This is a genomic window from Mycolicibacterium peregrinum, from assembly GCF_001665625.1.
Taxonomy (GTDB): domain Bacteria; phylum Actinomycetota; class Actinomycetes; order Mycobacteriales; family Mycobacteriaceae; genus Mycobacterium; species Mycobacterium peregrinum_B.
In genome coordinates this window covers 1-14,168 of sequence record NZ_LZSY01000107.1, presented here as the reverse complement: position 1 = coordinate 14,168, position 14,168 = coordinate 1, and the positions used below count along the sequence as shown (strand labels likewise).

The window sequence follows — 14,168 nt, the reverse complement described above, 5'->3', positions numbered from 1 at the left end:
CATATTGCAACTGAACCGACGCTACGGCAGAATAGTTTCATTCAGCAACTCTTCAGGGGGAGCGATGGGCGAGGCGATGCCGTACAGCGATGACGTGACCTGGACCGATCCCGCATGTCCGGTGGCGCGCACCCTCGACCTGGTGGGGGATCGCTGGAGCCTGTTGATCGTGCGTGACGCCATGGACGGAGCCCGCGCCTTCACCGATTTTCAGCAGCGGACCGGCATCGCGCGCAACATCCTGACCGACCGCCTGCGCCGATTGGTCGACCGCGGCATTCTCGACCGGGAGACGGCCGCGTCGGGCCGGCGGCAGGTGTACACCCTCACCCAGACCGGTCGTGACCTCTTCACGGTGGTGGTGGCGCTGCGCCAGTGGGGTGAGCGGCATGCGTTCGCATTTGGCGAGACGCACTCGGTGCTCGTCGACACGAGCGGTGATCGACTTTCGGAACTACGGCCGACGAACTCGCGCGGTGCCGTCGTGGACCTCGACGGCACGTCCGTGCGAAAGGTTCACTGATCGCGCTTGCTACGCAGGACGGCGAATGAGTGGCCGGCCAACACCATGGATTCGGCGCGGATGTCGGGGGTTTCCCACGCCAGGAGCAGCTCGCCGGAAACGGGAACCGTCACCGCCTCGGTGCCCAGGTTGCAGGCGATCGACACGGCCCCTCGATGCAGCAGAATCCAGCGCTGCTCTTCGTCGAAGTCGATGGACATGTGGTCGAGCCACGGATCTGCGAGGTCGGGTTCGCTGCGCCGCAACGCGATCAGGGCGTGATACGTGCGGTGCAGCCGATCATGATCACCCTCGGTGACCTCGCCCCAGTTCAGTTTGGAGCGCTGGAAGGTCGCCGGGTCCTGCGGATCGGGAATCTCGTCGGCGTCCCAGCCATGCTCGGCGAACTCGGCTTTGCGCCCCTCGGCAGTGGCGCGGGCAAGGTCCGGCTCGGGGTGTGAACTGAAGAACTGGAACGGCGAGGAGGATCCCCATTCCTCACCCATGAAAAGCATCGCCGTGTAAGGAGATCCGAGTGCCAACGCGGCCTTGACCGCCAGCTGGCCGAAGGTCAGCAACTGTGACGGCCGGTCGCCGACGGCGCGGTTGCCGACCTGGTCGTGGGTGAGGGTGTAGGCCAGCAGCCGAGTACCCGGAATCGTGGCGGTGTCCAATGGCCGACCGTGCCTGCGGTGCCGGAACGACGAATAGGTGCCGGCATGAAAGTAGCCGTGCTTCAACGTCTGCGCCAACGTCGCCAACGATCCGAAATCCGCGTAGTAGCCCTGCCTTTCGCCGGACACCGCGGCGTGGATGGCGTGGTGGATATCGTCGTCCCACTGTGCGGCGAGCCCGTACCCGCCGCGGTCGCGAGGAGTGATCAGCCGCGGATCGTTGAGGTCGCTTTCGGCGATCAGCGACAGCGGTCGCCCGAGTTCCCCGGCCAGGGCGTCGGTGTCGGTCGCCAGTTCCTCGAGCAGATGGATTGCGGTGTGGTCCACCAGTGCGTGCACTGCATCCAGGCGTAGGCCGTCGGCGTGGAAGTCGCGCATCCAGCGCAGCGCGCAATCGATGATGTAAGTGCGCACCTCGTCGGCGTCGGCATCGGACAGGTTGATCGAACTGCCCCACGGGTTGTGGCCGGATGACAGGTAGGGGCCGAACCGCGGAAGGTAATTGCCCGAGGGGCCGAGATGGTTGAACACCGCGTCGATCAGTACACCGAGACCACGCCCATGGCAGGCATCGATGAGCCGGATCAGTCCGTCGGGACCGCCGTAGGGCTCGTGCACTGCGTACCAGAGCACGCCGTCGTAGCCCCACCCATGGGTGCCGTTGAAGGCATTGACCGGCATCAACTCCACGAAATCGACACCGAGATCCAACAGGTGGTCGAGCTTGTGGATGGCGGAATCGAATGTGCCCTCGGGAGTGAAGGTTCCGACATGAAGTTCGTAGATCACCGCGCCGCTGATCGAGCGGCCCGCCCAGCCGCTGTCGGTCCAGGCATCGGGCGCGGGCTGCCACAGCTGGGAGCGTTCATGTACACCGTCGGGTTGGCGCGCTGAGCGAGGATCGGGCAGCACTGTCGGATCGTCGTCGAGAACGAACCCGTATCGGGCGTCGCTACGGCTGGCGACCTCGGCACGCCACCAGCCGTCTTCGGAGCGCACCATGTCGTGCAGCGTTCCGTCGACGTCGACCCGCACGCGGTCGGGGGCCGGTGCCCACACGGTGAATTCAGTCATCGGTACGCTCCAGCAGCGCCACCGGCGAATCGGCGAGCAGCTCGGTCAGCGGGACCGACCCAGCCCACTGACGCCCGCTCAGTCGATCCAGCCACTGGCCCACGGGCAGCGGCAATATTGTGTCTTCCCAGCCGGTTTCGGCCAGCGCCACGGTCCATCGACAGGCGGCCACCACCACATCCTGACCTCGCAGAAACGCCACCAAGTGTCTCGCGGCACTGCCGGTCGCCGGCAGCGGGGCGTAGGCGCCGGCCAGGAATGTCTCGGGCCGGGCCCGGCGGAGCGCCAGGGCGGCCATGGTCACGCGCAGCTTGTCGTCGTCGCCGCGCTCCGCAGCTCCGCGCAGTGCCGCATGGTCGACCGGGCGCCGGTTGTCCGGATCGACCAGGCTGTCCTCGGTCGTCTCGGTGCCCTGGTAGACGTCGGGGATGCCGGGTGCCGTGAGCTGAATGAGTTTCTGGCCAAGGATGTCGTTGCGGGCATGGGCTTCGAGTCGGCTCACCAATGCCGTCAGTTCGGCTGCGACCGGCCCGTCGAGCACGCGGTCCAGCCAAGCGTGTACCTCGTTCTCGAAATCCACGTCGGGGTCGTGCCAAGACGTCCTGGTGGCGCCCTCCCGGATCGCCTTCTCGGCGTAGCCGTGCAGCCGGGAGCGAAGCTCGTCGGTCACGGCGCCGTCGACCGGCCAGACGCCGAAGATGTTCTGCCACAGGAACAGTGCGGTGTCACGGTCGGGGGGAGTAGACGTTGCAATCCACCGCTCGACCGAATCTGCCCACGTCTCGGGCACCTGGGACAGCAGGCCGATGCGGGCGCGGACATCCTCGCCGCGCTTGGTGTCGTGGGTCGACAATGCGGTCATCGTGGCCGGCCAGGCACACATTCGCGCCGTCGCCCGCTGATGGAACTCAGCCGCCGTGACCCCGAACAACTCCGGTGCGCCGCCGACCTCGTTGAGCGACACGAGACGCGCCTCGCGGTAGAACAGGCAGTCTTCGACGGCCTTGGCGGTCGCGGCGCCACACAGTTGGTTGAACCGGGAGACCACCTCGCCGCTGCGGGACATGGCTACCGAGATGGCGGTCAACGCTTCGGTGAGTTCGGGTGCGGCGCAGGCAGACTCCTGTATCGCCACCGGGAGGATCGTGCCCAGTGCCGGATAATCACTGCGGTACACGCCGATCCTGCTGATCAGTGTGGCCAGCGCCGCAGGCAGTCGGGGGTCGTGCTGCCCGGTCACCGCCGTGACGGATCGGCACAGTCGGCCCAACTCGCTGGCGAGGGTCTCGGCCACAGCAGCCCTCTTGAGCGTCGATTCGGCCTCGGGATCCGGATCGCCACTCACCGCGGTGAGCGGGCTCTCGGCGGCCGGGTCGACGAACAGTCCGCCGATCTCACGCAACGTGTCGTACCCGGTGGTGCCGTTAACCGGGAGCGATGCATCGAGGCTTTCGTCGGCGGCCAGGATCTTCTCGACCACGATCCACGCGTCGGGGCCGGTGAGCTCACGCAACCACCGCAGATAGCCTGCGGGATCAGACAATCCGTCCGGATGGTCGATACGCAGACCATCCACCAATCCTTCGTCGAACCAGCGTTTGACCTCCACATGGCTGGCGTCGAAAACGGCACGGTCTTCCTGGCGCAGTGCGGCCAGAGACGTGATCGAGAAGAAGCGCCGGTAGCCGCAGATTCCGCTGCGCCAACCGGTCAGCCGGTAGTGCTGGCGATCGTGCACTTCGCTGCCGGTACCCGCGCCGGTCCCCGGTGCGATGGGGAAGACCAGATCGCCCAGGCGCAGCACGTCGCCGTCGACCACGAGGTCGGCGACGTCGTCATCGGAACCCAGGACCGGCAACACGATCCGGCCGGCATCGAGATCCCAGTCGATGTCGAAGTAGCCGGCGTAAGCGGAATCTCGGCCGTGCCGAAGTAGGTCCCACCACCACGGGTTCTGCTCGGGATGGGCAACACCGACGTGGTTGGGCACGATGTCAACGATCAGCCCCATGCCGCGGGATCGGGCCGCTTCCGACAGGCGCTGTAGACCTTTGGATCCACCAAGTGCGGTCGACACCGTGGTGGGATCGGTGACATCGTATCCATGGGTCGATCCCTGTGCGGCCGACAGGATCGGCGAGAGATAGAGGTGTGACACACCGAGACGGTCGAGGTAGTCGAGCAGGTTCACCGCATCGTCGAATGTGCAGCAGTCCCCGCGCATCTGGAGCCGATACGTGGACAGCACCGGGCGCGGCATGTCAGGCCGTCTTGCGTAGGACGAGTAGGGAGCGGGCCTGTAGCGAGATCTTCTCGCCGGCGGCCACCACCAGATCGGAATCGCCCGTCGGACTGGCGGTGTCGAGGTCACCGGTCCATTCGGCGGCATAGTCGCCGTTGGGGGTGACGAAATCCTGCTCGTGGTCATTGGCGTTGAAGCACAGCAGGAACGTGTCGTCGACCACGCGTTCACCGCGGGCATTGGGGGCGGGGATGGAGTCGCCGTTCAGGAACACCGCGACACAGGTTCCCAATCCCGTTCCCCAGTCCTCCGGAGTCATCTCGGTGCCGCCCGGAGTGAGCCAGGCGATGTCGCGGACCTGATCACCACTGCGGATCGGTTTGCCCTCGAAGAACCGGCGACGACGGAACGCCGCATGGCGCTTACGGAATGCCAGTACCTTGCGGGTGAACTCGAGGTGCTCGGCATTGGTCTCCAGCAGCGACCAGTCCATCCAGGACAGCTCGGAATCCTGGCAGTACACGTTGTTGTTGCCCAACTGGGTACGGCCGATCTCGTCGCCGTGCGCGATCATCGGGGTGCCCTGCGACAGCATCAGCGTCCCCACGATGTTGCGCATCTGCTTGGCGCGCAAGGCCAGAATCGCCGGATCGTCGGTCGGTCCCTCGACCCCGCAGTTCCACGAGCGGTTGTGACTCTCGCCGTCGCGGTTGTCCTCACCGTTGGCCTCGTTGTGCTTCTCGTTGTACGACACGAGGTCGTTGAGAGTGAACCCGTCGTGACAGGTGACGAAGTTGATGCTGGCACCGGGACGACGGCCGGTGGCCTCGTACAGGTCCGAGGAGCCGGTCAGCCGGGAGGCGAACTCCCCCAGAGTTGCGGGCTCGCCCCGCCAGTAATCGCGCACAGTATCGCGATACTTCCCGTTCCATTCGGTCCACAAACCTGGGAAGTTGCCGACCTGGTAGCCACCCTCGCCGATGTCCCACGGCTCGGCGATGAGCTTGACCTGGCTGACCACCGGATCCTGCTGGACCAGATCGAAGAACGCCGAGAGGCGGTCCACGTCATAAAATTCGCGGGCCAGTGTGGAGGCCAGGTCGAACCGGAACCCGTCGACGTGCATCTCCAGGACCCAGTACCGCAGTGAGTCCATGATCAGTTGCAGCGTGTGTGGGTGCCGCGCGTTGAGGCTGTTGCCGGTCCCGGTGAAATCCTTGTAGTACTCGGGCTGTCCGTCGAGCAGACGGTAGTAGGCGGCGTTGTCGATGCCGCGGAAGTTGATGGTCGGACCGAGGTGGTTGCCTTCGGCGGTGTGGTTGTAGACCACGTCGAGGATCACCTCGATACCCGCGTCGTGGAACGCCTTGACCATGGTCTTGAACTCGGCCACCGCGCCGCCGGCGTGCCGGGTGGCGGCGTACTGGAAATGCGGGGCGAAAAAGCCGACTGTGTTGTAGCCCCAGTAGTTTCGCAGCCCGAGATCCAGCAGGCGGTGGTCATGCATGAACTGGTGCACCGGCATCAACTCGATCGCGGTGATGTTCAGCGACTGGAGGTATTCGATGATCACCGGGTGACTGAGTCCGGCGTACGTCCCCCGGAGTTCCTCCGGGATTCCCGGGTGGGTCTGGGTCATGCCCTTGACGTGTGCCTCGTAGATCACCGTGTCGTGATACGGCGTCTTGGGCGCCCGGTCGGATCCCCACTGGAAGAACGGGTTGATCACCACGCTGGTCATGGTGTGACCGAGAGAGTCGACCCCGGGCGGGTTTCCGGTACCGGGCGGCTCGGCGTTCAGGTCGTAGGAGAACAGGGCCTGGCTGAAGTCGAAGTCACCGTGAAACGACTTGCCATACGGGTCGAGCAGTAACTTGCTGGGATCACACCGATGGCCGCTGCCCGGATCCCATGGGCCGTACACCCGGTACCCGTAACGCTGGCCGGGGGTGACCGTAGGTAGATAGGCGTGCCAGACGTACCCGTCGACCTCTTCGAGGTTGATCCGATGTTCTGTGCCGTCCTTGGCGATCAGACACAGCTCGACCCGTTCGGCGACTTCGGAGAACAACGAGAAGTTGGTGCCGGCACCGTCATAGGTGGCCCCGAGCGGGTAGGCCTCGCCGGGCCACACAGTCGACATCGGCGTGGGTGCTGACGATGGAGGCACGGGAGATGACGGCGGCATGGGTTCACCACCAACCGGTGGCGACCGCCATCTGACGGCCCAATTCACCTGTCATCGTGCGCATATACGTCGTCGAAATATGGTGAGAATCGTGGTACAGCAACACATTTCCCTCCACCACGCGGCAGTAGTCCTTCCGGCACACCGCATCGCTCATGTCCAGTGGCTTGAGCAGAGGAAACCTCCCGACGAAATCCAGCGTGGGGTTGTGGTCGGAGAGTACCTTGGACCGATCGATGCCGCAGGAGATGGCATCGCCACCGTTGGCCAGGCAGTCGTAGGGGAAGTACGGCTTGCCGTTGCGGGTCAGCCACGGGGTGTCGCGCATTGCCAGAACCGGAATGTTGTTCTGGGAGAGGGTTTCCCAAATTCCGATGTAGGTGCCCGGCATGACGTCGCCGTCTTTGATGTTCCAGGGCCGCGTCGATGTGGTGAACACGAATTCGGGGCGATCGGCGATGAGCTGGGTCATCACCTTCTGGTTCCACTCATGGCATTTCGGATAGGGGCGGTTGTCGCCCATCACCAGCGGGGTTTCCTCGGTGGTGAGCGGGCAACCCATCTTGAGGTAGGTGACCACCTTGAAGTTGTGCAGACGGCCCAGTAGATCGAGCGCGGTGATCCAGTGCTCGGCATGTGAGCCGCCGGCGACCGCGATGGTGCGCGCCGCGTCCTTGTCGCCGTAGGTGCAGTTGATCACGTCGGTGTTGCCGAAATCGCTGATACAGCCGTCGGTCGTGGACGCGGGCAGATCGTCCTTGGCTTCGAGCACCGTCGGGCGCATCGGCAGCTTGGGCACGCGGGCATGGTCGATCAGTGCGCGGGCCCCTGGGTAGTCGCGGGCCGACAGTCCGGAGAGCTCCTTGCCGTTGGCGCGCTGCACGGTGACGTGCTCGCGCCAGGTGAAGGAGGTGGCCGTCAACGCGACACCGAGCAGTCCGACGATGGAGCCGAGGACGATGGTGGGCCGACGCAGCCGGACCCGCCACGGAATGGCGGGCATGGACACACTCTGGGTGGTGTCCTTTGCTTTTTTCTGCGAGCGCAGCGGCTCCTCGATGTAACGGGTGGTGAGCCAGGCGAGCACGCCCGACACCAGCAGCACGATCGTGCCCTCGAGGAAGTTGGCGTGCGCGTGGCCCGAGTAGGACAGCCAGAAGATGAGCAACGGCCAGTGCCAGAGGTAGAGCGAGTACGCCATCGAGCCCAGCGACACGAACGGCTTTGTTGCCAGCATCCGGTTGGGTGCGGGTAACCGCTGGCCCGCGCTCGGATCCTCGGACCGGTTCGCGGCCGCCAGGATGAAGAGGACGGTGGCGCCGACCGGAACCAGCGTCCACGGCCCCGGGAACTCCTTGACGCCGTCGATCAACCAACCGCACGACAGGATGGCCGCCAACGCCACGGTGGACAAGATCGTGCGCAGCCACATCGGCCACCGCACCGCCGGAACCAAAGCCCCGGCGAGCGCGCCGATCAGCAGCTCCCAGCCGCGGGCGAAGCTGTTGTAGTAGGCGGTGGCCTGGTCGTTGTTGTGGGCGATGATCGCGTATACGAAGGACGCGATGGTCAGGGCGCCCAGTAAAACGATGAACGCGGTGCGTAGGTGCCGTCCGAAGATCCGGCCGCCGAGGAAAGCGAACCCGAAGACCAGCGCCAGGAACGCCACGTAGAACTGCCCCTGGACCGACATCGACCAGATGTGCTGCAGCGGACTGACCGCCTCACCGGCGCGAAGGTAGTCCGCGGCGGTGTTGGACAGTTCCCAGTTCTGGTAGTAGCCCAGGCTCGCCAGACTCTGGTCAGCAAACGTTTCCCAGCGGGTCTCTGGCTGCACGAGGATCGTCAGCACGGCGGCTGCGGCAAGCACCACGACCAGTGCTGGAAGTAGGCGCCGAATCAACCGGACCAGTTCGGGAACGGGCAACAGCGGAGCTTCGGGGTTGAGTGCGATCCGCAGGAGTTTGCCGCCGAAGAAGAATCCGGACAGCGCCAGGAAAACGTCGACACCACCGGAAACTCGACCGAACCAGATGTGGAACATCGCCACGAGGGCAATCGCGATACCGCGCAGTCCGTCCAGATCGTGGCGGTAGAAACCTGATGCACGGGTGCCCATGACTGCGTGCGGAACGGAACCGGATTCGGTGCCGGGCTCCGTCCGGGGGGCGTCAAGGGTTTTCATGGTCGAGGCCAATTTACCTAACATCGGCCCGCCGCTCACATTTCGGATGCGTGCGTCACACCCTGTGAGCAAAGGGCTAGGCTGCCCGACTGTGGCCGAGCTGACCCCGGCGCAGATCAGCGCCATCGACGCAGCCCACATCTGGCACCCCTACAGCGCCATGGGCGCGGACACGCTACCGCCGGTGGTGGCGGTCGGGGCCAAGGGCGCGTGGCTGACTGTGATCGACCCTACCGACGGCGCACCGATCGAGGTTCTCGATGCGATGGCGTCGTGGTGGACTGCCGTGCACGGACACGGGCATCCGGTGCTGGACCGTGCCATCAACAACCAACTCGCCACGATGAACCACGTCATGTTCGGCGGTCTGACCCACGAGCCGGCCGCCCGGCTGGCCCAGCTGCTGGTCGACCTCACCCCCGAACCCCTGGAGACCGTGTTCTTCAGCGACTCGGGGTCGGTGTCGGTCGAGGTGGCAGTCAAGATGGCGCTGCAGTATTGGCGCAGCGTCGGCCGAGGGTCGAAACATCGTCTGATGACCTGGCGCGGCGGCTATCACGGCGACACCTTCACCCCGATGAGCGTGTGTGATCCCGACGGTGGCATGCATTCCCTGTGGTCCGACGTTCTGGTGCCCCAAGTTTTCGCACCGCCCGTCCCCGGCGACTACGAGCCGTCCTATAGCGAGGCGTTCGAGCGGCAACTGGCCGAGCACGCCGATGAGCTCGCCGCCGTCATCGTCGAACCCGTTGTGCAGGGTGCCGGGGGAATGCGGTTTCACGACCCGCGGTACCTCGCGGACTTGCGGGCGATCTGCGATCGCCACCATGTACTGCTCATCTTCGACGAGATCGCCACCGGGTTCGGTCGCACCGGAAAGCTGTTCGCCGCCGAGCACGCCGGGGTGAGCCCGGACATCATGTGTGTCGGCAAGGCGATGACCGGCGGCTACATCACCCTGGCGGCCACGCTGTGTACCCGTGAGATCGCACGGACGATCAGTGCGGGGGAGCCCGGCGCGCTGATGCACGGGCCGACGTTCATGGCCAACGCGCTGGCCTGTGCAGTCGGTGTCGCCGCGGTGGAACTGCTGGTCGCCAGTGACTGGCCGGCACGGGTGGCCGAGATCGAGGCGGGCCTGCGACTGGGACTGGAGCCGGCCCGCGCGCTGCCCGGCGTCGCCGATGTTCGGGTGCTCGGCGCCATCGGCGTGATCGAGATGCGCGAGCCGGTCGACATGAGGGTGGCGACGCTGGCGGCGTTGCGGCACGGGGTCTGGCTGCGCCCGTTCGGCAAGCTGGTCTATGCCATGCCGCCGTTCATCTGCACGCCTGCAGAGGTGGAACAGATCACCGCCGGCATGGTCGGCGTCGCTCGTGCACTAACCTGAACGGTGTTCAATGGTCGTCGGCCCGAGGGAGCACTACGTGACGCGCACGGATCTTTCACCGCTGGCCTGGCTCACCGACGTCGAGCAGCAGCGCAGGCAGGCCGGGCTTCGTCGTGAGCTGCGCACCCGCCCCGCTGTGGCGACCGAATTGGACCTTGCCTCCAACGACTATCTGGGGCTGTCGCAACACCCTGAGGTCCTCGACGGCGGTATCGAGGCGCTGCGCACCTGGGGTGCCGGCGCCGGCGGATCGCGGCTGGTCACCGGAAACACCGAGTTGCACGAAGAGTTCGAGACCGCGCTGGCGACGTTCGTCGGTGCCGAGTCGGCATTGGTCTTCTCGTCGGGTTACACCGCCAACCTGGGTGCCGTCGTCGCGTTGAGTGGCCCCGGCTCACTGCTCGTCTCCGACGCCCTGACGCATGCCTCGCTGGTCGACGCCTGCCGGTTGTCCCGTGCGCGGGTGACCGTCACGCCGCACCTCGACGTCGACGCCGTAGATGCCGCACTCTCGTCGCGGACCGAGGACCGCGCGGTGGTGTTGACCGAATCGGTGTTCAGCACCGACGGAGTGCTGGCGCCGCTGCGTGAACTGCACGCGGTCTGCCGCCGACACGGCGCGTTGTTGCTCGTCGACGAGGCACACGGGCTCGGCGTGCGCGGTCCGGGCGGACAGGGCCTGTTGTACGAGTCGGGCCTCGCGGGAGCGCCGGACGTGGTGATGACGACGACACTGTCGAAGGCGCTCGGCAGCCAGGGTGGCGTGGTGCTCGGCCCCGAGCCGATCCGCGCCCACCTGATCGACGCGGCCCGTCCGTTCATCTTCGATACGGGGTTGGCACCGGCGGCAGTCGGTGCGGCGTCGGCCGCGCTGCGGGTGCTGATCGCCGAACCCCAGCGAGCGCAAGCGGTTCTGAACCATGCCGCCGAGCTGGCCCGCATCTCCGGGGATACCGCGGTGCCCGATTCCGCCGTCGTCTCGGTGATCCTCGGTGAGCCCGAGGTCGCGGTGGCTGCTGCTGCCGCCTGTTTGGACCGCGGCGTACGGGTGGGCTGCTTCCGGCCACCGACGGTTCCCGAGGGCACCTCACGTCTGCGCTTGACGGCCCGGGCCTCGCTGACCGCCGACGAGATGGATCTGGCCCGTCAGGTGTTGACCGAGGTTCTGTCGGAGGCCCGGTTGTGAGCACGCTCGTCGTCACCGGGACCGACACCGGTGTCGGCAAGACCGTGACGACCGCGGCGCTGGCCTGCGCGGCCCGGCTTGCCGGGCTCGATGTCGCGGTATCCAAGCCGGTGCAGACCGGAACCGTGGACGGTGACAACGACCTCGGTGAGGTGAACCGGTTGTCCGGGGTCGGCAATCTGCACGGCGGATGGCGGTACCCGGAACCGCTGGCGCCCGTGGCGGCCGCGCAACGTGCCGGCCTTCCGTTGCCGACGCGTACCGAGTTGGCGGATGCGGTACGCGCTGCCGAGGTTCCCGACGGGCTGACCCTCGTCGAAGGTGCCGGCGGTCTGCTGGTCGAGCTGGGGGCTGACGGCGTCACGCTGCGTGATCTGGCCGTCGACCTCTCCGCCGCCGTCCTCGTGGTGGTCTCCCCGGGGCTGGGAACGCTCAACCACACCGCATTGACATTGGAAGCTCTTGCCGGGCAAGGAATTACCTGCGCCGGCCTGGTGATCGGGGCGTGGCCGGACCACCCCGGGGTCGCCGAGTCCGGCAACCGGGACGCGCTGGCACGGTTGGCGCCGGTGCGTGCCGTACTGCCCGCAGGGGCGGGCCGGGCGAGCGCCGAGGAGTTCGAGAAGATCTGCGCCGACGCCTTCGATCTGAACTGGCTGACCGGCCTGGCTTGAGATGGTCCATTCCGTCGAGCTGGTATTCGACCCGGACACCGAAGCCGCGGTCCGGCAAATCTGGGATGCACTGCGCGAGGCCGACATTCCCAGCCAGGCGCCCGCCGGCAGGCCGCACGCGACGCTGACCGTCGCCCAACACGTCGACGTTCAGGCTGACGTCGTGCTCACCGAACTCGTCGACCGGTTCCCGCTGCCGTGCCGGCTGGGCGCGACGCTGATCTTCGGGCGCTCGGCCGGAGTATTGGCACGGCTGCTGGTCCCGACGGACGAGCTGCTCGAGGTCCAGGCCGAGGTGTATCGACTGTGTCTGCCGTTCATGGACCCGGCTGCGATGCCGCACACCGAACCGGGGAATTGGACCCCGCACGTCACGCTGGCCCGGCGGATCGCTCCGGGCCGGCTGACCACCGCTGTGCGGATCGCCGGGCGACCCGCCGAGATCGTCGGTCAGGTGACCGGGCTACGTCATTGGGACGGCGACAAGCGCCTGGGTCACCCGATCGGGAACTGCCCCTAGGTCTGTCCGGCCCGAATTCGCCCGCAGCGTCGGTGGGTGGTGGCATAATCGAACACATGTTCGACTCACTGTCTGATGTGGAGCTGATCGACAAGGTCAGTGCTGCTACGCGGGCCGAGTCGGTGGCGATCGCCGGACGGTTGGCCGCGATCGGGGCGTTGGACAGCCTGCGTGAACAGGAACTGGCCGACAGCATTTTGTGGCGCACCGATCCGTTCGAAGAGGTTTCGGCGGAGGTGTCGGTGGCGATGCGGATCAGCCGGGGCCGCGGCGGCACCCAGGTACATCACGCTCGGGTCTTGCGCGACAAACTGCCCCAGGTGGCAGCCCGCTTCGCCGTCGGCGATATCGACTATCGGGTGGTGCGGATGATCATCGCCCGCACCGAGACCACGGACCGCGCGGTGTGGGCCGGGCTGGACGCCGAGTTAGCTGCGCGGGCGCCTCAGTGGATGCGGTTCTCCGAGCGGCAGTTGCGGGATCGGATTGATCAGTGGATCGCGAAGCTCGATCCGAACGGGGTCCGGGTGCCGCCGGATCTGGCGCAAGACCGGTTTGTGCAGGTCGATCCGGGCAGCCCCGGTCAGGCCACCATCGTCGCCAATGTGGATGCCGCCGACGGGGCGGCGTTCGATCAACGCCTGGATGCGCTGGCGGACACGGTGTGTGAGCATGATCCGCGCAGCCGGGAGCGGCGCCGTGCCGATGCGATCGGGCCGTTGGCGCGGCGGGAGGCCCACTTGACCTGCCGGTGTGGTCGGGATAATTGCCCGGCCGCCCAAAAGCGTGCGGCGGCGGATGCGGCGGTGGTGCACGTGCTGGCCGAGCAATCCACTCTCGATGGCACCTCGCAGAATCCGGGGTATCTGCCTGGGTATGGCATCCTGCCCGCCGAATCCGTTCGCGACCTGGCGGCCGCGGCCAAGATCAAGCCGGTGCGGATGCCTGCAGCGCCTAAGACTCCGGCCGAACAAGGCACGGTGTCTGACACGGTTGAGTCGACCGAATCGAGCGGTTCGCCTGAGGCGCCGATCGAACCCAGCGAGTCCGCCGCCCCCGAGGGGGCTGAGCCGGGGTATCGCCCGTCGGTGGCACTGTCGGAGTTCATCCGCTGGCGCGATCTGACGTGTCGGTTCCCCGGTTGTGACGCCCCGATCGCCCGGTGCGACATCGACCACACCGTGCCCTATCCGGCGGGCCCGACGCATCCATCGAACACCAAGCTGTACTGCCGGGCCCATCATTTGGTGAAGACGTTTTGCCCCGGCTGGTCGGATCGTCAATTACCTGACGGCACAGTCGAAATCACCACACCGACCGGCCACACGCATGTCACCGAACCGCACGGCGCGGGTATGTTCCCCACCCTGGGTCAACCCACCGGGAACCTCAACTTGTCCGAACCCGGAGCCCCCAACGAGAATCCGCACCGGAGCGCGATGATGCCCAAACGCCCACACACCCGCGAACAAGACAGCCAAGACCGCATCGCCGAAGAACGACGCCTACGCGCCGAACTCAACAACGACCTCG

At 66.3% G+C, this 14,168-nt stretch carries 10 protein-coding genes; 6 read left to right on the top strand and 4 right to left on the bottom strand.

Annotated features, from left to right (window positions below; all coding sequences use genetic code 11):
• Window positions 1-64 precede the first annotated feature (64 nt).
• Window positions 65-523 carry a winged helix-turn-helix transcriptional regulator gene (locus tag A5779_RS15975; RefSeq protein ID WP_064883473.1) on the top strand — a complete coding sequence of 153 codons (459 nt, stop codon included), beginning with the start codon at window positions 65-67 and terminating at the stop codon, window positions 521-523.
• Here the strand turns inward: A5779_RS15975 and treZ are convergent.
• The 4 genes from treZ to A5779_RS15955 are packed head-to-tail and all read right to left on the bottom strand — an operon-like array spanning window position 517 to window position 8,865.
• The gene (gene treZ / locus A5779_RS15970) at window positions 517-2,250 is read right to left on the bottom strand and encodes a malto-oligosyltrehalose trehalohydrolase (protein ID WP_064883472.1); all 1,734 of its coding nucleotides are present in this window, start codon (window positions 2,248-2,250) and stop codon (window positions 517-519) included. The two genes, A5779_RS15975 and treZ, sit on opposite strands and share 7 nt — an antisense overlap.
• Window positions 2,243-4,510, bottom strand: coding sequence for a malto-oligosyltrehalose synthase (treY, locus tag A5779_RS15965; RefSeq protein ID WP_064883470.1), 2,268 nt, complete (start codon window positions 4,508-4,510; stop codon window positions 2,243-2,245). Before treY ends, treZ begins: the two co-directional genes overlap by 8 nt.
• A gap of 1 nt (window position 4,511) precedes the next feature.
• Window positions 4,512-6,635, bottom strand: coding sequence for a glycogen debranching protein GlgX (glgX, locus tag A5779_RS15960; RefSeq protein ID WP_236734786.1), 2,124 nt, complete (start codon window positions 6,633-6,635; stop codon window positions 4,512-4,514).
• Window positions 6,636-6,684: 49 nt separating this feature from the next.
• Window positions 6,685-8,865: an acetyltransferase SucT gene (locus A5779_RS15955; RefSeq protein ID WP_064883467.1), complete on the bottom strand. Its 2,181-nt coding sequence runs from the start codon at window positions 8,863-8,865 to the stop codon at window positions 6,685-6,687.
• Window positions 8,866-8,956: 91 nt separating this feature from the next.
• On the opposite strand from A5779_RS15955, the gene A5779_RS15950 reads away from it, so the two are divergent.
• From A5779_RS15950 to A5779_RS15930, 5 genes are all read left to right on the top strand, one after another.
• Window positions 8,957-10,255: an adenosylmethionine--8-amino-7-oxononanoate transaminase gene (locus tag A5779_RS15950; RefSeq protein ID WP_064883466.1), complete on the top strand. Its 1,299-nt coding sequence runs from the start codon at window positions 8,957-8,959 to the stop codon at window positions 10,253-10,255.
• Window positions 10,256-10,265: 10 nt separating this feature from the next.
• A complete protein-coding gene (locus A5779_RS15945) occupies window positions 10,266-11,441 on the top strand; it encodes an 8-amino-7-oxononanoate synthase (RefSeq protein ID WP_207549084.1) in 1,176 nt (391 codons plus the stop codon).
• Window positions 11,438-12,115: a dethiobiotin synthase gene (bioD, locus tag A5779_RS15940; protein WP_064883463.1), complete on the top strand. Its 678-nt coding sequence runs from the start codon at window positions 11,438-11,440 to the stop codon at window positions 12,113-12,115. The genes A5779_RS15945 and bioD overlap by 4 nt, the downstream gene beginning before the upstream one ends.
• Before the next feature lies 1 nt (window position 12,116).
• Window positions 12,117-12,635: a 2'-5' RNA ligase family protein gene (locus A5779_RS15935; RefSeq protein WP_064883461.1), complete on the top strand. Its 519-nt coding sequence runs from the start codon at window positions 12,117-12,119 to the stop codon at window positions 12,633-12,635.
• Between the two features lie 56 nt (window positions 12,636-12,691).
• Window positions 12,692-14,168, top strand: a 1,477-nt coding sequence (locus tag A5779_RS15930) for an HNH endonuclease signature motif containing protein (RefSeq protein WP_064883459.1), incomplete at its 3' end; no start/stop codon positions are given.